Genomic DNA, 26,716 nt, shown 5'->3' with positions numbered 1-26,716 from the left:
AGTGTGACCTTTCCAATTCTGGGAATACTCGATAATGGGTGCGTCGAAGCTAACGGTCGAAATCTCATTGCGGTGAGTTCGCCGCTGGCGCGATGGTTTATGGATATCGCGGGACGGTCTGTGCATGACATGGGGCAACCCAAAGGGTTTTTCCGCTTATAGTTTAATATTTAATGATTTACTGATTGTTTACATGTGAGCGCCGATCCGTAACGCCAGAACGGTATGGACAATATGGCCGGCAATCAGCCGGGTGTGGGAGGTCGTGCTGATGACGGGGACTGGAACGTCGTCGGCGCTCGCCCCCTGTGGCGCACATCCCGAGTCGGTGTCTGTCGAACTCGAAGAAGGGGTCTGGGGCGGATCCACCGAAGCTTCGGTGTTCCACGGGAGAGCCAGGGTCGCCTTCCGGGCTGAACGCGACGGCGACGGCATTGCGGCTCTCGCCGCCCACCTGGGCCGATTTCAGCACTCGGCAACCTCGATCGAACTGTGGAACGGCGCCTTGACCAACGAGCCACCAAAGGGCGGTACATCGGTTGCGAGAAATCGAATGGGCTGGCAGGCTGACTGCTCAGCAGGCGACTTGGACGCGCGACCTGTGGCGTGCTTGGCGGAGAGAGATATGGAATGAGCACTGATTTCGTCTCCTGGACGAGGGAAGCAGGGCGCCGTCCACTGGTGTCGAGCCTGGGGATAGCTACGACGTTGCCGCTTGTGCGTCTTTCATCGCAATGAAAGGTCGCGTTCCCGTGGATTGCGTCTCGGTAGATCTCCAGCAACCTTTTTTGGCCGGAATGGGCGGTCGAGTCGTTCTGCGCCGTGGATTGTCGGCAGTGATTAACGCGGTCGCCACCGGGCGAATTCGCGTATCGAACGCCGTATGCGATGTCGAACGTCGGCATATGTCCCGGCACGCGCAGGTGCCCGGGCTGCTGTCGCCGGTCGTCATGCGTCGCGCGACGACGGAGGCGATCGACGCTGCGCACAGTTTGATGATCGCCCGTCGGAAGCAAACCAGGTCGCGCGATGCCGGTTCCTTCGACCGTGTGCTGTGGGAAGAATTCGTACTCGCTGTCGAGCGGCACACTGTCTGCATTCACCCGCCGTCGTCGGTCGGCCGCGAAACTGCGGGCGTGCGGATACTCGAGGGTTTTTCGGATCGTCGGGCCGGCCGCTCGGCGTCTCGCCGACTATTGCGAAGGACGCGTGGCGGTGTCTGGGGGCGGAGGGTGGGTTCATGTCGAAACGTCGACAGAGATGTCGTGTGTCATCCGGACCGGGGACCGCTGGTCCGGGACATCACGATTCGTCCGAGCTCGCCATGATTGTGCGCCGCCTGCGCGACAAGCCGTCGCTTGATTTTACCGGTTCGGCCGAAAGTTGTTGCGATTGTTGAAGATTCCAGACCTGAATCGCTTGGCGGCTGACGGGCTGCCGACACAATTTGCCCCTATGGTAGCCGTGTCGGCGAGACGTAAGACACAGAACCGGGCGTCGCTGGTCGACTCGTCGAGTCGCCGCCTCGCGACCGACACCTGATCGCACGATATCGCTAGCTCTCCGGGCACGCGTCGCCGCTCGCGACACCGGGCTCCTTGAACACCTCGAAATACCCTGGATGTGAAACGTGGACACAAGCACCGGCGATTCGTCCGAACGCATGATGGAGTACCTGAAGAAGGTCACTGTCGAACTCATGACGACTCGCAGCGATCTGACACAGCTGCGGGAGAAGATCGACGAGCCGATTGCGATCGTGGGGATGAGTTGCCGCTACCCCGGTGGTGTCGAGTCACCAGGACAGTTGTGGGATCTGGTCGAGTCCGGTTCGGATGCGGTTGGTGCGTTTCCTGTGGATCGAGGGTGGGATCCGGAGGGATTGTTCGATCCCGATCCGGACCGGTTCGGGAAGGTGTACACCCAGGCAGGCGGCTTCCTGCATGGTGCGGGCGATTTCGATGCCGGGTTTTTCGGGATCGGTCCGCGAGAAGCGGCGGCGATGGATCCGCAGCAGCGGCTGTTGTTGGAGGCGTCCTGGGAAGCCTTGGAGGATGCGGGTATCGATCCGTCGTCGTTGCGTGGCAGCGACACAGGCGTCATCGCGGGGGTGATGTACGAGGATTACGAGCACACAGCCAGGGCGGCGGGGCCGGTCGCCGAGGGGTACGCGGGTATGGGTTCGGCGGGCAGTGTGGTGTCCGGGCGGGTGGCGTACACGCTGGGGTTGGAGGGCCCCGCGGTGACGGTGGATACGGCGTGTTCCTCGTCGCTGGTGGCGATCCATCTGGCTTGTCAGGCACTGCGGCGTGGGGAGACATCACTCGTCTTGGCGGGGGGTGTGACGGTGATGTCGACGCCGTTCCTGTTCATCGAGTTCTCCCGGCAGCGTGGTTTGTCGCGTGATGGGCGGTGCAAGTCTTTCTCCGCCGGTGCGGATGGTGTGGGCTGGGCCGAAGGTGTGGGCGTGGTCGTGTTGGAACGGCTGTCGGATGCGCAGCGATTGGGGCACAACGTTCTCGCTGTCGTTCGTGGCTCGGCGGTGAACCAGGACGGGGCGTCGAATGGCCTGTCCGCGCCCAATGGTCCGTCGCAGGAGCGGGTGATCGCGTCGGCATTGGCGGCCGCCGGGCTCGCTCCTACCGATGTGGATGTGGTAGAGGCACATGGGACGGGGACGCCGTTGGGTGATCCGATCGAGGCGCAGGCCTTGATCTCGGCCTACGGGCAGGGTCGTGCGGTGCCATTACGGATCGGATCGTTGAAATCCAATATCGGGCATTCACAGGCCGCCGCCGGTGTGGGTGGTGTGATCAAGATGGTGCAGGCGTTGCGGCATGGGCTGTTGCCGAAGACGTTGCATGTGGATGCGCCGTCGCCGCATGTGGATTGGTCGGCGGGTTCGGTGCGGTTGTTGACCGAGGCGCGGGCGTGGCCTGCGGGTGAGCGGGTGCGTCGGGCCGGGGTGTCGTCGTTCGGGATCAGCGGCACCAACGCGCACCTGATTCTCGAGGAAGCTCCGGTGTCCGTCGCCCCCTCGGCTGCGGACACAAGCGCGGGGGACGTAGTTCCCGTCGCGGCGAATGCACTGCCTTTGATGGTTTCGGCCAAGTCCGACGAGGCGCTGCGCGCCCAAGCGGGTCGGCTGCGCCAGTGGCTTGTCGACCATCCGGACGCGGATGTGTGGAGTGTGGCGTCGGCACTGATCGACAGCCGGATGCTGCTGGACCGGCGCGGTGCGGTGGTCGGTCGTGATCGAGAAGAGTTGCTTGCCGGGTTGGCCACGCTGGCGTCGGGGTCGGCGGTGCCGGGTGTGATCGACAGTGTCGCCGGTTCGGGGAAGACGGCGTTCTTGTTCACGGGTCAGGGTGCGCAGCGGGTCGGGATGGGCGCCGACTTGTATGCGGCATTCCCGGTGTTCGCCGCGGCGTTGGATGAGGTATGCGCGGAGTTCGATCGTCATCTCGGTGCGTCGTTGCGGGAGGTGATGTTCGTCGATTCGGCGGGTGTACTGGATCGGACGGAGTGGACGCAGCCCGCGTTGTTCGCGTTCGAGGTGGCGTTGTTCCGGTTGGTGGAGTCGTTCGGCATCAGTCCGGATGCGGTGATCGGTCATTCGATCGGCGAGCTTGTCGCGGCGTATGTCGCGGGGGTGTGGTCGCTGTCGGATGTGTGCCTCTTGGTTGCGGCGCGTGGCCGGTTGATGGGGGCGCTGCCGGAGGGCGGCGCGATGCTGGCGGCCGCCGTGTCGGAGGCCGAGGCCGCGCAGGTGCTGGCCGGATGCGGTGATCGGTTGTCGCTCGCGGCGGTGAATGGACCGTCCTCGGTGGTGTTGTCCGGTGATGTGGACGCCGTCGAGGAGGTACAGCAGCTGCTGTCCGGCCAAGGCGTCAAGACGACGCGCTTGCGGGTGAGCCACGCGTTCCATTCGGCGCGGATGGATCCCATGCTGGCCGAATTTCGGACCATCGCCCAGCAGTTGACATATCGGTCACCGACCATGGCGGTGGTGTCGAATGTCTCCGGCGTTATCGCAGGGGCAGAGCTTACCGATCCGGGCTATTGGGTCGATCAGCTGCGCGGTGGTGTGCGGTTCGCGCCCGGCGTCGATGCTCTCGTCACCGTGGGAGTTCGCCGATTCATCGAGGTGGGCCCGGACGCGGTGCTGGCGGCTATGACTCGTCAGTGTCTGTCCGAGCTTGCTGACATCGAGTCGGATTCCATGGTGACCGCCACGTCGCGTCGCTCGGCCGACGAGGTCACGCAGTACGTGATCATGATGGCGCAGGCACACGCCGCCGGTGTCGGCGTGGACTGGCAGCCGCTGTTCGCGGGCCGGTCCCTGAGCCGAATATCGTTGCCCACCTATGCCTTCCAGCGGCAGCGGTACTGGTTGCAGCCGCTGCGCGCCGACGGCGCTTCGGGGTCGTCAGATCATCCGATGCTGACCGGCGTCGTGTCGCTGGCGGGCAAGGACGAGTATCTGTTCACCGGGCAGGTGTCGTTGCGCACCCACCCGTGGATGGCCGATCACGCCGTCTTCGGGTCGGTGATGCTGCCCGGCACCGGCTTCGTCGAGCTGGCGCTGAAGGCAGGTATGCGGCTGGGCGCCGAATGCGTCGAAGAACTATTGCTGGAAGCACCGCTGCTACTCGAGCCCGACACCGTGGTCGATATCCAGCTCGGTATCGAGCCCTCGGATGGTGAGGGTAGACGACGGTTCGTGATCCACTCGCGAGCCATCGCCGACGGGAATCCAGATGCGGGCGAATGGGTGGCGCACGCTAACGGACTGCTGGCACCGGCGCCGGAGAGTATTCCCGCATGGGTCGAGTCGGGAACGCACCGCTCGGAAGCGGAGGCAGAAGAGCAATGGCCGCCGGCCGGTGCCGAACCGGTGCCGACCGACGGACTCTACGACCAGTTGGCCGTGATGGGATTCGGCTACGGTCCGGCATTCCAAGGGGTGACGTCGGTCTGGCGCGACGGCGACGATCTGCTCGCCGAGGTGTCGCTCTCGGAGGACCCCGGTGCGCAGGCGGCGGCATTCGGAATCCATCCTGCCCTGTTGGACGCGGTCTTCCACGCGGCGATCACCGAACTCGCGCAGGACATGCCCGCGGGCCGGTTGCCCCTGCCGTTCTCGTTCGGCAGGGTGCGGTTGTTCCGCGCCGGGGCATCGGCGGTTCGAGTACGAATCGAACGGTTGGGGGTTGGTCGGATACGCGTCGTCGCGGTCGACGACACCGGCGCGCCCGTGCTGAGTCTTGATTCGCTCGCCGCCCGGCCCGTTGATGCCAAGGCGCTGAACAGTGGGGCCGGCCGTCGTGCGTCGCTGTCGGATATCGAATGGGTGTCGGTGTCATCGGGGCAGACCGTGTCAGGGTCGTCTGTCGCGGTGCTCGGCGCCGCCAGCGTTGTCGGTACCGAACGCCGCAGCACTGGTTTCGCCGATCTGCTCGACGATGACGCGACCCCGGACATCGTCGTCTGGTCGCCTGCGGGAGACGGTTCGACCGACCAGGAGGTGACCGAGCGGACGCGCACATGGGTGCGATCGGCTCTGGAACTGTTGCAGGCGTGGCAGTCCCATGAGCGGTTGAACGATTCGCGTTTGGTGGTGCTGACCCGGGGGGCCGTGAGCATGCCGGGCGAGTCGCCGGACGCGGCGGGTGCGGCGGTGTGGGGCTTGGTGCGAAGTGCGCAGTTCGAGCATCCGGACCGGTTCGTCCTCCTCGACGCGGGAGTCGACGAGAACCTGACGGTCGATGTCGTCACCGCGGCAGTGGGTTCGGACGAGCCACAGGTGGCCGTGCGTGCCGACGGGCTATGGGTTCCGCGGTTGCGGCGGCAGGCGGGGACGGCGGTGCAGGGCGGGACGGCGTTCGGCGCCGGAACGGTGTTGATCACCGGCGGCACCAGCGGTCTGGGAGCCGAAGTGGCACGTCACATCGTCGGCGCGCACGGGGTGCGGCGACTGGTGTTGGTGTCGCGCCGAGGTGAGCGCGCCGACGGTGTGACCGAGTTGGTGAACGAACTGACGGCATCCGGTGCGCGGGTTCGGATCGCGGCATGTGACGTGAGCGATCGTGCGGCCGTGGCGGCCATGCTGGCGGAATTGCCCGCCGAGTTCGCCCCGAGTGCCGTGATCCATTCCGCGGGCGTGCTCGACGACGGCACTATCGATACGTTGACCACCGACCAACTGGACCGAGTGTTGGCGTCGAAGGCGAACGCCGCGTGGCATCTACACGAGTTGACCAGCGACCGTGACCTCTCGGCTTTCGTGCTGTTCTCGTCCCTCGCGGGAGCGGTGGGTACCCCGGGCCAGGGCAATTACGCAGCGGCGAACGCGTTCCTTGATGCGCTCGCGTGGCACCGCCGGTCGGCGGGGTTGCCGGCGGTGTCGATCGCGTGGGGATCGTGGAACCAGAGCAGCGGAATGACCAGCGGTCTGGGTAGTGCGGCGATGGCGCGGATGTCCCGACTCGGAGTGCGGCCGTTGGAGAATGTCGATGGCTGGGCGCTGTTCGATCGTGCGGTCGCCGCGGCGGTACCGGTTGTGGTCGCGACCGAGTTCGACACCGAGGTGCTAACGGTGCAAGCGCGTGAGGGTTCGCTGCCCCGGATGTTGCATTCGATTGTCACGGTGCCCGTGCGGCGGGCCAGGGACATGAGCGGAACATTGGCGCGACGACTGGCCGACGCACCCGCCGACGAGCGAACGGCGATCGTGCTGGACGTCGTTCGTGAACAGGTCGCCGGGGTTCTGGGGCACATCTCCGGCGACGCTATCGATCCCATCGCGCCGTTCACCGAGATCGGCTTCGATTCCCTTGCCGGCGTGGAGTTTCGCAATCGACTCGCGAAGGCCACCGGAGTGCCACTGCCGTCGACGCTTGTGTTCGACCACCCCACCGCGGCGGCGGTGGCCGCGTTCGTGCGCTCGCGGGTCGGCGATGTGGGGGCAGCGGACGCGGTCCGCGTAGCGCCACGGGCGTCGCGCCGGGGGCGTACCGACGAGCCGATCGCGATTGTGGGGATGAGCTGCCGGTATCCCGGCGGAATCACGTCGCCGACAGGTTTGTGGGATGTGGTGATCTCGGGAACGGACGCGATCAGCGAGTTCCCGACCGATCGCGGCTGGGATCTGGATCGGCTTTATGACCCTGATCCGGACCATTCCGGCACTTCTTACCTCCAGCAGGGAGGATTTCTCTCCGGGGTCGCCGATTTCGACGCGGCATTCTTCGGTATCGGTCCGCGTGAGGCGGCGGCGATGGATCCGCAGCAGCGGTTGCTGTTGGAGGCGTCGTGGGAAGCCTTGGAGGCCGCGGGTATCGATCCGACGTCGTTGCGTGGCAGCGACACCGGCGTTTTCACCGGCGTCTCGTATCAGGATTACGAGCAGATTGCGAAGGCTGCGGGTCAGGTCGCCGAGGGATATGTCGGTACCGGTTCGGCCAGCAGTGTGGTGTCGGGTCGAGTGGCGTACTCGTTGGGGTTGGAGGGCCCGGCGGTCACGGTGGATACGGCGTGTTCCTCGTCGCTGGTGGCGATCCATCTGGCCTGTCAGGCACTGCGTCAGGGCGAGACCTCGCTGGTGTTGGCCAGTGGGGTCCAGGTGATGTCGACGCCGTTCCTGTTCATCGAGTTCTCGCGCCAGCGTGGTTTGTCGCGGGATGGGCGATGCAAGGCGTTCTCCGCCGCCGCGGATGGTGTGGGGTGGTCCGAGGGTGTGGGTGTGTTGGTGTTGGAGCGGTTGTCGGATGCGCGCCGTTTGGGTCACAACGTGTTGGCGGTGGTTCGCGGTAGTGCGGTGAATCAGGATGGTGCGTCGAATGGTTTGACGGCGCCGAATGGTCCGTCGCAGGAGCGGGTGATCACCGCGGCGTTGGCGGCGGCGGGGTTGGAGCCGTCGGATGTGGATGCGGTGGAGGCGCATGGGACGGGGACGCCGTTGGGTGACCCGATCGAGGCGCAGGCATTGCTGGCTACCTACGGGCAGGGCCGCACCGAACCGTTACGCATCGGCTCGTTGAAGTCCAACATCGGGCATTCGCAGGCCGCGTCGGGTATCGGCGGTGTGATCAAGATGGTGCAGGCGTTGCGGCATGAGGTGTTGCCGAAGACGTTGCATGTGGATGCGCCGTCGCCGCATGTGGATTGGTCGGCGGGTTCGGTGCGGTTGTTGACCGAGGCGCGGGCGTGGCCTGCGGGTGAGCGGGTGCGTCGGGCCGGGGTGTCGTCGTTCGGGATCAGCGGCACCAACGCCCACCTGATCATCGAGGAACCACCTCTCGGCTCGAATCGCGTGGTGGAGCCGGTTGCAGCCGATCTGCCGCGGGTGTCCTCGGGAACGATTCCGCTGCTGGTATCGGCGAAATCAGAAGCTGGATTGCGGGAACAGGCCGCTCGGCTCCGGGAATGGCTGATGGCGCACCCGGAAGCGGAACTGGTGGATGTGGCCCATGCACTGCTGACGACACGTGCCCGATTGGATTGGCGTGCAGCCGTTGTGGCGGGCGACCGCGATGCCGTGCTGGCCGGTTTGGCGGATGTGGCCGCGGGCTCGACATCGCTGGGAGTTGTCGAGGGCACGCCGGTCCGGGGGAAGGTCGCCTTCCTGTTCACTGGTCAGGGGTCGCAGCGCGTCGGAATGGGCGCGGGGCTGTATGCGGTATTCCCGGAATTCGCGGCGGTGTTCGACGAGCTGTGCGCCGAGTTCGACCGCTTGCTGGCGTCGACCACACCGCGTGTCTCGTTGAAGGACATCGTGTTCGGTGAGGTTGGCGAGGAACTGCTGCACCGGACCGAGTACACCCAGCCCGCGCTGTTCGCCTATGAAGCCGCGTTGTTCCGGCTCGTCGAGTCGTTCGGGATCACTCCGGATGTGCTCATCGGCCATTCGATCGGCGAACTCGTCGCCGCGTATGCGGCGGGGCTGTGGTCGGCCGCGGACGCCTGCGCACTGGTCGTGGCGCGCGGCCGGCTGATGGGTGCGTTGCCCGTCGGCGGCGCCATGCTGGCCGCCGCGATTTCGGAACAACGAGCGGCTCGTGCCATCAGCCGGTTCGGTGAACGGTTGTCGATCGCCGCGGTGAACGGACCCTCCTCGACCGTCGTCTCCGGAGACGAGGACGCTGTGGCGGAACTGGAAGCCACGCTGGGCGCAGCGGGCATCAAGACGTCGCGGTTGCGGGTCAGTCACGCCTTCCACTCCGCCGCGATGGATCCCATGCTGCCGGAGTTCGAGACCGCGGCCGCAGCCGTGACATACGGCCGCGCACTGGTGCCGGTGGTGTCGAATGTGTTCGGCGTCGTGGGTGGCGAGGCGTTCACCGACCCGATGTACTGGGTCGGTCATGTTCGCGACACCGTCCGTTACGCGCATGGCGTGCACGCCCTGGCGGATCTGGGCGTCCGGCGTTTCCTGGAGTTGGGCCCCGACGCCGTGCTGACTGCGATGACCCGGCAGTGTCTGCCCGCGGATCTCGAGTCGAAGACGGTGGTGGCGGCCGCGGGCCGACGTGGCGCCGACGAGGTGACGCAATTGCTGACGTTCCTCGCGACCGCTTACAACGCCGGCGTCGAGGTGAATTGGGCGCCGCTGTTCGCGGGTCGGCGCGTGACGCGAGTCGAATTGCCGACGTACGCGTTTCAGCATCAGCGGTACTGGTTGCAGCCGACCCGTCAGGTTGCGGTCGGAAACGTGGATCATCCGGTGCTGCTGAACGCGGTGCCGGTGGCAGGCAAGGACGAGTGGCTGTTCACCGGGCGGTTGTCCGGTGCGGGTCATCCGTGGATCGCTGATCACGTGGTGTTCGGTACGCCGGTGGTGCCCGCCACGACCTACGTCGAAGTGATGTCCACCATCGGCGCCCGGCTCGGCGGGCAGGTCGTGGCGGAGTTGCTGCTGGAGGCCCCGCTGGCATTCGACGCCGACACGGTGGTCGATCTGCAGGTCGGGGTCGAAGAACCTGATGCGCAGGGACGGCGGCGCTTCATCATTCACTCCAGAGCCGATCGGATCGACGATGCCGAGGCGTGGGTGAAGCACGCCGACGGTGTGCTGGCAGCGGGCGAGGACACCTCGTCGTCGCCCTGGATGGAGCCGGAGTGGCCGCCGGCTGGTGCGGAGCGGGTCGATGAACAGGAGCTCTATCACCGGATAGCGGACCTGGGGCTCGAATACGGACCCGTGTTCCTCGGTGTGCGCGCGGTATGGCGGCGTGGCGAGGAGATGTTCGCCGAGGCGTCTTTGGACGAGACCACGGCGGGACAGTCGACCGGTTTCGGAATCCATCCGGCCCTGCTCGACGCCTGCCTGCATCCCGCACTCGACTTCGTCATGGAAGACATCCCCGCGGGCAGGGTGCCGTTGCCGGTATCGATTCGCGACGTGCGCTTGTGGCGTCGAGGTTCCGGGCCGGTTCGGTTACGCACCACACTGTTGGGTGGTTTCGGCGCACGCATCGACGTCGCGGACCAGACCGGCGCGCCGGTGGCGATGCTGGGCGCGGTCGTGGTGCATCCGGTCGAGCGCCGAACGGTCGAACGGTCGCGAACCGGTCGCGGTTCGTTGCTGCCGTTCGGCGTGGAGTGGGCTGCGCTGTCGGATGCCGCGCTGTCGGATGCCGCGCTGTCGCTGGCGGTACTGGGATCCACGGTGGTTCCGGGGATAGACCGGCGCTTCGCCGCCGTGGACGAGGTGGCAACCGCCGAGAATGGGGCGGGCCTGGTCGTCTGGGCCGTGGACTCGGCCGACGCGGGCACAGTCGATGTCGACGCACGTGGTCAGGCCGATGACATCGCCGCCGTGGTCAGGCGCGCGGTACGGGACACTCTCGGCGTGCTGCGGCTGTGGCTTGCGCAAGCGCCGACCACATCGTCGCGAATGGTGGTGTTGACCAACAACGGCGTCGGCTTACCCGGCGAGTCGCCGGATCCGGTGGCCGCGGTCGTCGTCGGCTTGGTCCGTAGCGTGCAACTAGAGCATCCGGGCCGCATCGTGCTGCTCGACCACGATGGCGTGATCGACGCGGCAGCAGTGTCGGCGGCCGTCGCCGCGGACGAACCTCAGGTGGCGGTTCGTGCTGGCCGGGTGTGGGTGCCGCGACTACGTCCGGAAGCCAAGTCGTCCGGCGCGGACATGTCGTTCGGGACTGGAACGGTACTGGTGACCGGTGGCACCAGCGGGCTGGGCGCGCTGGTAGCTCGACATCTTGTGACGGCGTACGGGGTGAACCGCCTGCTGCTGGTATCGCGGCGCGGTCGTACCGGAACAGGTGTGGAGGAGCTGGTCGCACAGCTGTCCGCACAGGGTGCGGTGGTCGAGGTGGCGGCATGCGACGTCGCGGACCGCGATGCGCTCGCGTCCCTGCTGGCTGGGATCACGCCGGAATTTCCGCTGTCCGCGGTCGTACACTCCGCGGGCGCGGTGGCGGACGGCACCGTCGAGACGTTGACCGCCGAGCAGGTGGATCGAGTGTTCGGCCCCAAAGTGGACGGCGCGTGGCACCTGCACGAGTTGACGCGCGATTCGGATCTGTCGGCGTTCGTGGTGTTCTCGTCGGTCGCGGGCGTGGTGGGATCGCCCGGCCAAAGTAATTACGCCGCGGCCAACGCCTTCGTCGACGCGTTGATTCGGCGGCGACGGGCATCGGGCCTGCCGGGTGTCGCGGTCGCCTGGGGACCGTGGAACGCTGGCAGTGGGATGACCGGCGACCTGGGGGAGGCCGGGCTCGAGCGACTGCGCCGACTGGGTTTCCGCGCGCTGGGCGAAGCCGAGGGCTTGGCGTTGTTCGACGCGGCCGCCGTATCGAAATCGGCGGTGGTGGTGGGAGCCGATTTCGACTTGGCCGGATTGGCGGAACAGGCCGAGGCAGGGTCGTTGCCGAAGGTATTGAGCTCATTGGTGTCGGTCCCGGTGCGGGCAGGTGGGAATGGTGAGTTGGCGCGGCGGTTGGCCGCGGCGCCGGCTCGGGAGCGTGCCACGGTGGCGTTGACGGTGGTGCGTGAGCAGGTGGCCGCGGTGCTGGGCCACGCGTCCGGTGCCGCGATCGACGCGGGGGTGCCGTTCTCGGAGCTGGGCTTCGATTCGCTGGCGGGTGTGGAATTCCGTAATCGGCTTGCCAAGGCCACCGGATTACCACTGCCGTCCACTCTCGTTTTCGATCATCCCACCGCGCAGGCCGTGGCGGCCTTCATCGTGTCCCGGATCGCGGACGCGCCCGAAACCGAACGCCGTCCGGCGAAGACCGTTCGTCGGGTGCGTGCCGACGAGCCTCTCGCGATCGTCGGAATGAGCTGCCGCTATCCCGGCGGAGTCGGCTCGCCCGATGAACTGTGGGGTTTGCTGGTATCCGGTGGGGACGCGATCACCGCGTTCCCCTCGGACCGCGGCTGGGACCTCGAGAGGTTGTGCCACCCGGATCCGGACAAGCCCGGAACCACGTATGTCCGGGAAGGGGGATTCCTCACCGAAGCGGGTGCGTTCGATGCCGGATTCTTCGGTATCAGCCCCCGGGAGGCGACCGCGATGGATCCGCAGCAAAGGCTGATGCTCGAGGCCGCGTGGGAGGCCCTCGAAGACGCCGGCATCGACCCGGTGTCGCTGCGCGGCAGCGATACCGGTGTCTTCGTGGGCGCCACTCCGTCCGGCTATGTCGAGCGCGTGGTCGGGGAGCACGAAGGTTTCCGCATGACCGGTAATTCCGACAGCGTGATCTCCGGACGGGTCTCCTACGTGTTCGGTCTGCAGGGCCCGGCGATGACCGTCGACACCGCGTGCTCGTCGTCGTTGGTGGCGCTGCACGTGGCTGGTCAGGCGCTGCGTAACGGTGAGACGTCGTTGGTGTTGGTCGGCGGTGTGGCGGTCTCCGGGAGCCCGGAACTGTATGTGGACTTCGCGCGACAGCGAGGACTGGCTGCCGACGGGCGGTGCAAGTCGTTCTCCGCCGCCGCGGATGGTGTGGGGTGGTCCGAGGGTGTGGGTGTGTTGGTGTTGGAGCGGTTGTCGGATGCGCGCCGTTTGGGTCACAACGTGTTGGCGGTGGTTCGCGGTAGTGCGGTGAATCAGGATGGTGCGTCGAATGGTTTGACGGCGCCGAATGGTCCGTCGCAGGAGCGGGTGATCACCGCGGCGTTGGCGGCGGCGGGGTTGGAGCCGTCGGATGTGGATGCGGTGGAGGCGCATGGGACGGGGACGCCGTTGGGTGACCCGATCGAGGCGCAGGCATTGCTGGCTACCTACGGGCAGGGCCGCGCGGAGCCTTTATGGATCGGCTCGGTGAAGTCCAATATCGGGCACGCGGTGGGCGCTTCGGGTGTGGGTGGTGTGATCAAGATGGTGCAGGCGTTGCGGCATGGGCTGTTGCCGAAGACGTTGCATGTGGATGCGCCGTCGCCGCATGTGGATTGGTCGGCGGGTTCGGTGCGGTTGTTGACCGAGGCGCAGGCGTGGCCTGCGGGTGAGCGGGTGCGTCGGGCCGGGGTGTCGTCGTTCGGGATCAGCGGCACCAACGCCCACGTCATCATCGAGGAAGCGCCGACGCGGGCGACGGAGTCGCCGGGCGCTGACGCCGATCCGATCGGCGAGGAGAACGTGCTGGCGTGGCTTGTGTCGGGCAAGTCCGAGGCGGGCGTGCGAGCGCAGGCCGATCGATTGCTGGCGTGGTTGACCGATCATCCGGAGGCCGATGCGCGCAGTGTCGCACATGCGTTGGTCGACGGACGTGCCCAATTGGATAGGCGTGGTGGGGTTGTCGGCCGGAACCGGGCGGAGTTGCTGGCCGGGTTGACGGAATTGGCGTCGGGGTCGATGTCGTCGTCGGTGTTGTCAGGTGCGCCGGTAAGTGGCCGGACGGCGTTCGTATTCACGGGTCAGGGTGCTCAGCGGAGGGGAATGGGGGCGCAGTTATATCGGTCGTTCCCTGTATTCGCCGAGGCGTTGGATGAGGTGTGCGGCGAGTTCGATCGGTTGATCGGTGGTTCGTTGCGGGAGGTGATGTTCACCGGCCCGGAGGAGGTGCTGGGTCGGACGGAGTGGACGCAGCCTGCGTTGTTCGCGTTCGAGGTGGCGTTGTTCCGGTTGGTGGAGTCGTTCGGTGTCGGTCCGGATGTGGTGATCGGGCATTCGATCGGTGAGTTGGTCGCGGCGTATGTGGCCGGTGTGTGGACGTTGTCGGATGCGTGTGCGTTGGTGGCGGCGCGGGGCCGGTTGATGGGTTCGTTGCCGGGAGGCGGAGCCATGCTCGCGGTCGCCGTGTCCGAGGAGCGGGCGATCGACGTCCTGGCGGGGTTCGGAGACCGGTTGTCGATCGCGGCGGTGAACGGTCCGGAATCGGTGGTGATCTCCGGCGACGTCGATGCCGTGGAGGAGATCGAGCGCGCGTTGTCGGAACAGGGCCGCAAGACAGCCCGGTTGCGGGTCGGTCACGCATTCCATTCGGCCATGATGGAGCCGATGCTCGCCGAGTTCCGTGCGGTCGCCGACACGGTGACCTATCGGGAACCGTTGCTGCCGATCGTGTCGAACGTGACCGGCGTGGTCGGGAAGGCGTTCACCGATCCCGCGTACTGGGTCGGACAGGTGCGGGCCGCCGTCCGGTTCGCGCCCGGAATTCGGACTCTCGTCGATATGGGCGTGCGCAGGTTCCTCGAAATCGGGCCCGATGCCGTGCTTACCGCGATGACTCGCCAAACACTCGGCGACGATGGCGATGTCGCGGCCGGAATGGTGGTTGCCGCGGCGAGCCGTCGCGCGGTCGACGAAAAGATTCAATTCGTCACGCTTCTGACGCGAATTCATGTCTCCGGTGTGGACGTCGACTGGGGGTCCTTGTTCGCTGGAGGCAGAGTCCGTCGCGTTTCGTTGCCCACCTATGCATTCCAGCACCAGCGGTACTGGCTGGCCGCAACTGCCAACGCGGGGGATGTCCGGACGTCGGGCGTGGATGGCGTCGAGCATCCGCTGTTGGGTGCGGCGGTCTGGCTACCTGACTCCGAGGGAGTGGTGCTGACCGGGCGGTTGTCGTTGTCGACCCACCCGTGGTTGGCCGATCACGCGATCGGGGGTGCGGTCTTACTGCCGGGCACGGCGTTCGTGGATTTGGCATTGTCGGTCGGGGCGATGGTCGGCACCCCACGAGTGGCCGAATTGGTTGTCACCGCCGCGCTGATACTGCCGACGACGGGCGCCGTCGAACTGCGGGTGCTGGCGGCCGGACCCGATGACACGGGCGCACGAGTCGTATCGGTGTATTCACGCCCGCAACGTGACGGCGAGCCGGAGCAGGCGGAGTGGGTGCGCCATGCCACCGGCACGCTTGTCGCGTCGTCTCCCACGCCTGCTCTCGATCGGGGTCCGGTGAGCTGGCCGCCGGCCGGGGCGGTGCCGGTGGAGATCGCGGACATCTACACCGAACTGGCCGACCGTGGTTACGCCTACGGACCGCTGTTCCAGGGATTGACCGCGCTGTGGCGTCGCGACGGTGAGGTCTTCGCGGAGGTGACGCTGCCGGAGCAGGCGCAGTCGGCGGTGGACCGCTTCGGCGTGCACCCGGCGCTGTTGGATGCGGTATTGCACGCGATCGGCTTCGGCGGTTTGGTCGAGCCGGCCGCGGCGGGCGAGATTCTGGTGCCCTATTCGTGGGAGAACGTGGTCCTGCACGCCGTCGGAGCCGCGTCTGTGCGGGTTCGGTTGACCGCAGTTGAGCCGGAGGCCGACAATCAGCGGACTACGTTGACGCTCACCGACTCTCAGGGCTCACCGGTCGCCGAAATCGGGGCGTTGACGCTGCGTCCGGTCCCGATCGGTGCGCTCGAGGCGTCCGGCGCACAGAAATCCGGCACCGGCCTGCACCGGTTGCGTTGGGTTGCGTTGCCCACGCCGAAGTCGAACGACCCGGTCGCGCAGGAGGATTGGGCGGGCACAGCCCACGGCGCGACGATAACTGTCGGTGGCGAGCGGGTGGCGGTGTTGCGGCTCGCGGACGCGACTGTGGATGGGGATGTGCCGGCCGCGGTGCACGGTCGGCTCGGCGAGATCACCGCGTGGTTGCGCGAACTTCTGGCCGAGTATGACCGAGTCATCGTGGTGACCAGGCGTGCGGTCGCGGTGGACCTCGGCGAGCCGGTGGATCTCCTCGGCGCGGCGGCGTGGGGTCTGCTGCGCAGCGGTCAGAACGAGAATCCCGACCGGATCACGGTCGTCGACGTCGAACGCTGGGACGATTACCGCGACGGCGTCGTCGCCGCTCTTGCCGGCGCGGGCGAACCTCAGATCGCGTTGCGACACGGCCTGGCGTACGCGCCGCGGCTGACGCGCGGCGCGGGCGACACCGTTGGGGCGAGTGAACTGCTGCACGCTCCGGCGTGGGCGTTGACCCAGCTGGGTAAGGGCACCTTGACCGGCGACAATCTCGCTCTGGTCGAGACGCCCGCCGCGTTGGGGCCGCTCGAGCCCGGCCAGGTGCGCGTGGGACTGCGGGCCGCGGGCGTCAACTTCCGCGACGTGCTGATCGCGCTGGGCATGTATCCGGACCCCGATGCCGCCATCGGTGGTGAAGGCGCCGGCGTCGTGTTGGAGGTGGCGCCGGATGTCACCGAATTCGCGCCTGGCGATCGAGTTTTCGGGTTTGTCGCCGAGATCGGTTCGGTGGTGATCACCGACAGCAGGCTGCTGGTGCCGATGCCTGGAGCCTGGTCGTTCGCGCAAGCAGCGGCCGTGCCGATCGTGTTCGTCACCGCCTACTACAGCCTGGTCGACCTGGCGAACGCGCAGCCCGATGAAACGCTGTTGCTGCACGCCGCCACTGGCGGCGTCGGTGTGGCGGCCGTGCAACTGGCCCGGCACCTGCGGCTACGTCTGCTGGTGACCGCCAGTCGACCCAAATGGGATGTGCTGCGCGGTATGGGATTCGACGACGCTGTCATCGGCGACTCGCGGACGCTCGACTTCGAGCGGAAGTTCCTCGAACTCACCGACGGTCGCGGCGCAGATATCGTTCTCGATTCGCTGGCCGGTGAATTCGTGGACGCCTCGCTACGACTGTTGCCGCGCGGTGGCCGTTTCCTCGAGATGGGATTGACCGATCGCCGTGACCCGCACGAGGTCGCCGAGCGGCACCCGGGCGTGCACTACCGAGGATTCCACCTCAGCGAGATCAACCCGGACCGGCTGCACGAGATCCTGAGCACCCTCGTCGCTTTGTTCGACGCCGGTGTGCTGGCGCCGCCCCCGATCACCGGGTGGGATCTGCGGCAGGCGCCCGAGGCGTTCCGTTTCCTGGGGCAGGCGCTGCACATCGGCAAGAATGTGCTCACCATTCCGACGACGCTACGACCCGACGGCACGATACTGATCACCGGCGGAACCGGCGGGTTGGGTGCTTTGGCGGCTCGTCGTCTGGTCACCGAGCACGGTGTGCGGCGGCTGTTGTTGGCCAGCAGACGCGGACTCGACGCTGACGGCGCCGCGGCTCTCGTGGCCGAATTGGTCGCGCTCGGTGCGCATGTGGACGTGGCGGCGTGCGACGTGGCTGATCGGGATGCGCTCGACCAGTTGCTATCGACTATCGCGACCGAGCATCCGTTGACCGGCGTCGTGCATACCGCCGGCGTACTGGCCGACGGCCTGCTGGCAGATATGACACCCGAGCAGTTCGCGACGGTGTTGCGCCCCAAGGTCGACGCGGCGTGGAATCTGCACGAGGCCACGAAGGACCTGGACTTGTCGATGTTCGTGCTGTATTCCTCGATCGCGGGGACGATCGGAAGTCCAGGCCAGGCCAACTACGCGGCAGCGAACGCTTTCCTCGATGCGTTGGCTCATCATCGGCACCGCGAGGGGCTGTCCGCTCTGTCCGTCGCCTGGGGACCATGGCGCGGGACCAGTGGCATGATCAGCACTCTCACCGAAGCCGATTTCGCGCGTATGCGACGAGAAGGTCTGGTCCCGCTCGACGAACTCTATGGGATGTCGCTGCTCGACGCCGCATTCGCCGTCGGTCTTCCGACTCTGACCGGCGTGCGACTCGAGTCGGCGGTGCTCACCGCCCACGCCGCCGCGGGGGCCCTGCCCCGAGTGCTCAGTTCCCTGGTCACCGTCGGGACTCGGCGGGTCGATAGTGCGGGGTCGTTGGCGCAGCGACTCGCCGTCACACCCGAACTCGACCGTGCGGGCTTGGTCCTCACGGTCGTCCGGGAGCACGTCGCCGCCAGCCTCGGACACGAGTCCGGGGACCGAATCGATCCCGCCGCGCCGTTCACGGAGCTGGGTTTCGATTCGCTGGCGGGAGTCGAGTTCCGCAATCGGATAGCCAAGGCTACCGGGTTGACGTTGCCGTCCACCCTCGTCTTCGACCACCCGACGAGCCAGTCGCTGGCAGATTACCTCTGCTCCCGGCTGGCGACGACCACGGACACCGCACCGACAATGCGGCCCGACGACTCCGGCACCCGGGGCGGGCTCACGGATCTGGTCGTGGCCGCGCACCGGCGCGGGAAGGTCGGGGCTGCAATTCCGATGCTGATGGAAAGTGCCAAGCTCGCCGAAACGTTCGCCACCGAGGACAAGATGCCCGACCCGCCGACGGCGATCCCGCTGAGCCGGGGCGGAACCCGCCCAGCGCTCGTGTGCGTGCCGTCGTTCATGGTCGGTACCGGACCGCACCAGTTCGGTCGGTTGGCGCGCGAGCTGGGCGGTGACCACACCATCACCGCGTTGCGGCTGCCCGGGACGCGCCCTGGCGAACTGCTGCCCGAATCGTGGGAGGCGCTGCTGGATGTCCTGGCCACGAGCGTGGAACGGGTCGCGCAGCAGCAGCCGATCGTGCTCGTCGGCTATTCGGCGGGTGGGGCGATCGCCTATGCGCTGGCGCATCGTCTGGAAAAGAGCGGGCGTGGGCTCGCGGCAGTGGTATTGCTCGACGCCTATTGCCCCGACGATGCCGAGCAGAACCGCCAGGTACTGGTGAGCGCGGTCGGCGCCGTCCTCGATCTCGGGGACGAGGCGACCGAGATCGGTGATCACGGCTTGGTCGCGATGGCGAAGTACGCGCAGATATTCGATGAACGCCAGCCCGTGGCGATCGCTGCACCGACCTTCGATCTGCGAGCTGTGACGCCGCTGCCCCATCTGGACCTCGCCGAGCCGGTGCCTGCGTGGCTGCACACGGATAAGAGGGTCGAGATCGACGCGGACCATTTCTCGATCATCGGCGCGGCGTCGTCTATGGCGGCGCAGGAAATACGGCTTTGGCTCGACGAGCTCGTCGACCTCGAGTCCGGGACGAATTCTCATCACGGCGGCGAACGATGACGATTCGCAATACCCAGGTCGACAAGCCGCGAGTACTGCTGCGGTGGCGGTCGATTCGACTGCTGATGTTCATCAGCGCGACATCGCAATGCTCGGCGTCGGATGAGGCGAGATAGAGGAAATTCCATGGTCGCATCAATGAATGAGATCGCCATTATCGGAATGTCGTGCAGGATGCCGGGCGCTTCCGATCTGGACAAGTATTGGCGGCTGCTGCGCGAGGGTCGCGACGCCATCGGGTCCGCTCCCGCCGACCGGACCGGGATCGACGAGACCGCTGGATTCCTCGATTCGGCATCGGAGTACGACGCCGACTTCTTCGGTGTGCCACCGACCGAGGCGCGCTCGATCGATCCACAGCAGCTTTTGGGACTCGAGCTGAGCTGGGAGGCGTTGGAAGACGCGGGCTACCGTGACCGAGACGGTGCCCGGGCGGGAGTGTTCCTGGGTAGCATCGGCACCGATTTCGCCGAAGTCGTGGCGGCGCAAGGTAAACCGGGTGTCGGAAGGCATTCGTTGTGGGCGGTCGGTAGGGGAGTCGCGGCCAACCGGATCTCGAATCATTACGGATTCACCGGCCCGAGCATAGTCGTCGACAGCGGACAGTCGTCGTCGTTGGTCGCAGTGCATTTAGCATGTGAATCGTTGCGCGGCGGCGAATGCGATGTGGCACTCGCGGGTGGGCTGAATTTGATACTTTCGCCGTTGAGCGGCGAACGTTACGAGCAGTTCGGTGCGCATTCGCCGTCGGGAAAATGCTATACGTTCGACGAACGCGCGGACGGCACGGTCCGCGGTGAAGGTGGCGGCATCGTCGTGCTCAAGCCGTTGGCGCGAGCTGTCGCCGATGGTGACCGGATCTACGCCGTCATCCGCGGGAGTGCGGTCAACAGCGGCAACGAGCGCCAGGTATTGAGCGCGCCCAGCGTCGCCGCGCAGACGAGTGTGATTCGTGCGGCGCTCGTCGCCGCGGAGGTGGAACCCGCGTCGGTGCACTATGTGGAATTGCACGGTACCGGCACGCTCGCGGGTGATCCGGTGGAGGCGCAGGCTCTGGGTGAGACCTATGGCGTCAGCCGGCCCGAGGGCACACCGCTGGCTGTCGGTTCGGTCAAGACCAATATCGGACATCTGGAGGGCGCCGCGGGGATCGCGAGCCTGATCAAAACCGCGTTATGCCTACGACATCGACAACTGGCACCGAGCCTGAACTTTCACACGCCGAATCCGCGGATCCCGCTCGAAGCATTGGGATTGCGAGTGCAGACCGCGACAGAGCAGTGGTCAACTGCGGCGCTGCGGCGGGCGGGGGTGTCGTCATTCGGCATGGGCGGCACGAACGCACATGTGATTCTCGAGGAAGCTCCCGCCGCAGTCGCGGGCGAAGCGAGCACAACACCGGACAGTTCGCGGCCGCTGGCGTGGGTGCTGTCCGGGCAGAACCGGGAGGCATTGCGGGAGCAAGCTGTTCGGTTGCAGGAGTGGTTGGCTGACCACCCGCGGGTTTCCATCGCCGATGTGGCGTATTCGCTCATGCATACCCGTGCGCCATTGGAATGGCGAGGTGCGGTGGTCGGGCATGATGACGAGGCGATGCGTGCCGGGCTGGCCGCACTGGTGGATCCGGCAGCAGAAGCGCCGACAGGGGAGCCTTCCGCGGTACTGGGTCGTGCCCGCGACCGTCGAGTTGTTTTCGTCTTTCCAGGGCAGGGGAGTCAATGGGTAGGGATGGGCGCGCAATTGTTGGCGTCCGGTGGGGTGTTCGCGGAGTCGATCGCGGAGTGTGAGGCGGCGTTGGCGCCGTTTGTGGATTGGTCGTTGACGGAGGTGTTGCGGGGGGACCCGGATGCGGCATCACTGGATCGGGTCGATGTCGTGCAGCCGGTCCTGTTCGCGATGTTGGTGTCGCTGGCGCGGTTGTGGCGGGCTGGTGGGGTGGAACCGGCCGCGGTGGTCGGGCATTCGCAGGGAGAGATCGCGGCGGCGGTGGTGTCCGGCGGTCTGTCGTTGGCCGACGGAGCGCGAGTGGTCGCGGTGCGTTCGCGAGCCGTCGCGGAGGTGTTGGCGGGTTCGGGAGGCATGGCGTCGGTTGGTCTGCCGGCGGACGTGGTGGCCGACCGGTTGGCGATTTTCGGCGATCGATTGTCGGTCGCTGCGGTGAATGGACCGGGGCAGACGGTGGTATCGGGCGAATCGACGGCGCTGGCCGCGTTTCTCGCCGGGTGCGCGGCCGACGGAGTGTGGGCGAAACAGATCCCGGTCGACTATGCCTCGCATTCGGCGGCGGTGGAGCAGATCCGCGATCGAGTGCTGGACGACTTGGCGTCGATTCGGCCGAGACCAGGTTCGATTCCGTTCTTCTCGACGGTGACCGCGCAGTTCGTGGACACCGCGGGCTTGGATGCCGAGTACTGGTATCGGGGGCTGCGGAAACCGGTGCGGTTCGCGGAAGCGATCGAGGCGTTGATGCGGGCCGGGATGACCGCCTTCGTCGAGACCAGCCCCCACCCGGTGGTGTCCACGGCCATCGAATTGACGGCGGAGTCGATCGGCAAAGCTGATCAGGTGGCCGTCATCGGGACGCTGCGACGTGGCCAGGGCGGTGTGCAACACTTCGCCGCGGCATTGACAGGTGCCCATTGCCTCGGCGTCGACGTGACACCAGAGGTGTTGGCTGCGCCCGCGGGCCGTGTGGACCTGCCGACCTATGCGTTCCAACGGCGGCAATGCTGGACTCCGAGAGCCGGCGTCGGCCACGGTCCGCACGATGTGAGACGCCTCGGGTTGATCCCGTCGGATCATCCGATGCTCGGTGCCGCCGTGCCGGTGGCCGGGCGAGACGAATGGCTTTTCACCGGCCGCCTCACTATCGATACTCACCCGTGGCTTGCCGATCATGTGATCTTCGGGTCGACCGCGGTCCCCGCCGCTGTCTGGCTCGATGCAGCGTTGAGTGTGGCTGCGCGGATAGGCGCCGGGTCGGTGGCGGAATTACGGCTGTCCTCGTCCTTGCCGGCACGGGCCGCGGCCATGGACATCCAAGTGAGCGTCGCGGCATCGGACGACCACGCGCGACGGGCATTCACGATGCACGCCCGCTCCGACGAAACATCCGAGGGCGAAACCTCGCGGTGGCAGTCCATCGCGACAGGAGTTTTCGCCGCGCACACCGATGAGGCGTCGTCCTGGTCGGGCGGTGACTGGCCGCCTGCAGCGGCCGATCCGGTGTCGGTCGAGGAACTGTACGACCGGCTGACCGAGCGTGGTGTCGACTACGGTGTGGCGTTTCAGGGTGTCACGGCGGCCTGGCGCCGCGGTCGCGAGATGTTCGCTGAAGTTTCGCTCGATGAGACCGTCGCTGATCGAGCCGAGAGTTTCGGCGTTCATCCGGCATTGCTGGACGCGATGTCGCACATCGTTCTGGACCGGCTGGATACGACCGGCGGTGTCTCGATGCCGTTGTCGTTCACCGATGTTCGACTGGACCACAGCCGTGCGGAAACGGCGCGGGTGCGAATCGACCAGATGAGCGCGGACACTCATCGGGTGACAGCTGTCGCCGAGGACGGTCAGCCGATCCTGACGATCAAGCAGTTGGTGGTCGAACTGGTCGAACCGGCCGAGCGCACGCCGACAGATCAGTCCGATCACGGTGGTCAGAACGAACCTCGCCGGTCACAGACGGTCCAGCGCGCTACTTCCGCGCCTCGTCGTCGCCGCGCTGTGGCGGCGGGTCCGCTGGCGCCCAGGTTGTTCGCAGCTCCGGAACACGAACGCGACGCGTTGGTGCTCGCGGTAGTGGCCGAGCAGGCCGCGGCGATACTCGGCCATGACTCGGCGCAAGCCATTCATCCGGATCGACCGTTCACCGCGTTCGGGTTCGATTCGCTCAGCGGGCAGCAGTTACGGAATCTGCTGGTGGCAGCGACCGGAGCGGAGTTGCCGACGACACTGATATTCGACTATCCGACTCCGGCGGCGGTGGCGCGTTTGGTGCGTTCGCGGCTGGAAGGTGTGCGTGGCGAGGCTCGGCGGGTGGTGCGTCGCACCAACTCGGACGAGCCGATCGCGATCGTCGGCATCGGATGCCGTTTTCCCGGAGGCGTCGAATCGGCTGAGGATCTGTGGAATCTGGTCGCCGAGGGCAACGACGCGATTACTCCGTTTCCGTCCGATCGCGGGTGGGATCTGACGCGGTTGTTCGATCCGGACCCTGACAAGCCGGGCACCGTTTACACCCGGGAAGGTGGATTCCTCGCCGACGCGGCTGCTTTCGACGCGGGATTTTTCGGTATCGGCCCGCGTGAGGCCGCGGCGATGGATCCGCAGCAGCGGCTGATGTTGGAGGTTTCCTGGGAAGCGTTGGAGGACGCGGGGATCGACCCCACCGTGCTGCGCCACACCGACACCGGCGTATACATCGGCGCCTGGGAGTCCGGTTACTCGCGGGGGGTGACCGGCTCGTACGAAGGCTTCCGTTTGACCGGAACGTCGCAGAGCGTGATATCCGGCCGCGTCGCATACCTCTTCGGGCTCGAAGGGCCCGCGGTAACAGTCGACACCGCATGTTCGTCATCGCTGGTCGCGCTGCATCTCGCCTGCCAAGCGTTGCGCCAGGGCGAGACCTCGCTGGCCTTGGCGGGTGGTGTCAGCGTGTCGGTGAATCCGAGCCTGTACGTCGATTTCGCGCGCCAGCGGGGGTTGGCGCCGGACGGACGCTCCAAGGCGTTCGCCGCCGCCGCCGATGGTGTGACGTGGTCGGAGGGGGTCGGGGTGCTGGTGCTCGAGCGGTTATCGGACGCGCAGCGCTCGGGTCACACCGTGTTGGCGGTGGTGCGTGGGAGCGCGATCAATCAGGACGGTGCGAGCAACGGTTTGACCGCGCCGAACGGTCCCTCGCAGGAGCGAGTGATCATGGCCGCGCTGGCGGCCGCGGGGTTGGATCCCTCGGACGTGGACGCGGTCGAGGCACACGGCACCGGGACGACGTTGGGCGATCCGATCGAGGCGCAGGCACTGATCGCCACCTACGGGCAGGATCGCGAGCAGCCGCTGCGGATCGGGTCGGTGAAGTCGAACATCGGCCATGCGGTCACCGCCGCCGGTGTCGGTGGTGTGATCAAGATGGTCCAGGCGTTGCGGCACGAAATGCTGCCGAAGACGTTGCATGTTGATGCGCCGACACCACATGTGGATTGGTCGTCGGGATCGGTCCGGTTGTTGACCGAGGCCGAGCCGTGGCCAGCGGCTGATCGGGTACGCCGGGCGGGCATCTCGTCGTTCGGGATCAGCGGTACCAACGCGCATGTGATCGTCGAAGAAGCCCCGTCCACCACAACCGCCGTGGACGACAGCACTAATGGCGCAGGCGCGCCGGTAGTGGGTACCGACGTGGTCGCGTTGCTGATTTCCGCGAAGTCCGACGATGCGCTGCGCGCACAGGCTGATCGCTTGCGGCAATGGCTGATCGACCGGCCTGACATCGATATCCGCAGCGCCGCGTACTCCTTGGTGTATGCCCGTGCGCACCACGCTCATCGAGGTGCGGTCGTCGGCGCCGATCGGGAGGAGCTGCTGACCGGGTTGGCGGACTTCGTCGCTGGCACAGGATCGTCTCGCGTTGTCGAAGGTCGGACCTGCGCAGGGAAGACGGCGTTCCTGTTCACCGGTCAAGGTGCGCAGCGGACGGGTATGGGTGCGGACCTGTATCAGGCGTTCCCGGTATTCGCGGCGGCATTGGACGAGGTGTGTGACCAGTTCGATGTCCTGCTCGGTGGGTCCCTGCTCGGTGGGTCCCTGCTCGGTGGATCATTGAAAGATCTGATGTTCGGTGATACCGACGGATCATTGGGTCGGACCGAGTGGACGCAGCCGGCATTGTTCGCGTTCGAGGTCGCGTTGTTCCGCTTGCTGGAGTCGTTCGGATTGGCTCCCGATGTGGTGATCGGGCATTCGATCGGGGAATTGGCGGCGGCCTATGTGGCTGGCGTGTGGACGTTGCCGGATGCGTGTGCGTTGGTGGCGGCGCGGGGTCGGTTGATGGGTGCGTTGCCGGCGGGCGGCGCGATGCTTGCTGTGGCGGTCGACGAACACCGAGCAGCGGATATCGCCGCCGAATTCGGTGACCGAGTCTCGGTCGCGGCGGTGAACGGTCCGTCCTCGACGGTGTTGTCCGGGGATGTCGATGTCATCGACGAGATCGACCGCGGGCTCTCCGGTGCGGGGATCAAGACGAATCGTTTGCGGGTCAGCCATGCTTTCCATTCGGCGCGGATGGATCCGATGTTGGCCGAATTCCGTTCCGTGGCCGCCGGCATCGCCTATGAGCAGCCGAGGTTGCCGATTGTGTCGAACGTGTCCGGTGAATCGGCCGGGGCGGCGGTGTGCGACCCGGAGTACTGGGTACAACAGGTGCGCGGCTGTGTGCGCTTCGCGCCCGGCGTGGATTCGCTCGTGAACGCGGGTGTGCGGCGGTTTGTCGAGGTGGGTCCGGATGCGGTGTTGGCCTCGATGGTTCGCGCGTGTTTGGAGCGGCATCCAGAAGTCGAGTCGCTGTCTTCGGTGGTGGCGGTATCGCGGCGTTCGACTGGTGAGATGACGCAGTTGGTGACGTCTTTGGCACAGGCTCATGGGGCGGGTGCGCGGGTGGATTGGGCGTCATTGTTCGCCGGTCGTGCGGTACGTCGGGTTGGGTTGCCGACGTACGCGTTCCAGCACCAGCGGTATTGGCTGGCCGCCGAAGGCACGGGCGACGTCCGGGCATCGGGTCTGGAGGGCACGGATCATCCACTGTTGGGTGCGGCGGTCTGGCTGCCGGACTCGGAGGGGGTGGTGCTGACCGGGAGGCTGTCGTTGCCGAGTCACCCATGGTTGGCCGACCATGTGATCGGCGGGGCGGTCCTGGTGCCGGGGACGGCGTTCGTGGAGTTGGCATTGCATGTCGGGGCACTGGTCGGCAGTCCGCGACTGGCCGAGCTGGTCGTGGCCAAGCCGTTGCTCGTGCCGTCGGTGGGTGCGGTCGAGCTGCGGGTGATGGCGGCCGGATCCGATGACGCGGGTGCGCGAGTTGTGTCGGTGTATTCGCGCCCGCAACACGCTGGTGAACTGGATCGAGCGGAGTGGGTTCGCCATGCGACGGGAACTCTTGTCGCGCAGACGTCGTCGTCGCGGTCCGACGTGGCAACGCTGACGGAGGACTGGCCGCCGGTCGACGCGTCGCCGGTGCCCATCGGTGATGTCTACGCGGAGTTGGCCGAGCGCGGCTACGGCTACGGACCAGTCTTCCAAGGGTTGACCGCGCTCTGGCGGCGCGGCGACGAGGTCTTCGCCGAGCTGGATCTGCCGGATCAGGCGCAGTTGTCGGCGGGCAGGTTTGGCGTGCACCCGGCGTTG

At 66.6% G+C, this 26,716-nt stretch carries 2 protein-coding genes (1 of these 2 running past the window's edge); both read left to right on the top strand.

Annotated elements, in window-relative coordinates; genetic code table 11:
* Nucleotides 1–1,630 precede the first annotated feature (1,630 nt).
* The gene (locus AB0B25_RS00800) at nt 1,631–19,324 is read left to right on the top strand and encodes an SDR family NAD(P)-dependent oxidoreductase (RefSeq protein ID WP_357172670.1); all 17,694 of its coding nucleotides are present in this window, start codon (nt 1,631–1,633) and stop codon (nt 19,322–19,324) included.
* A 126-nt stretch (nt 19,325–19,450) separates the two neighbouring features.
* Nucleotides 19,451–26,716, top strand: partial view of an SDR family NAD(P)-dependent oxidoreductase gene (locus AB0B25_RS00795; protein WP_357172667.1) — the start only. The gene runs 9,279 nt beyond the window's last position; the window shows 7,266 of its 16,545 coding nt (coding positions 1–7,266); the start codon lies at nt 19,451–19,453; the stop codon falls past the right edge of the window.

Origin of the sequence: Nocardia sp. NPDC049190 (assembly GCF_040648115.1) — a bacterium.
In the GTDB taxonomy this organism is placed as follows: Bacteria; Actinomycetota; Actinomycetes; order Mycobacteriales; family Mycobacteriaceae; genus Nocardia.
This window is presented reverse-complemented; position numbering and strand designations above follow the sequence as displayed.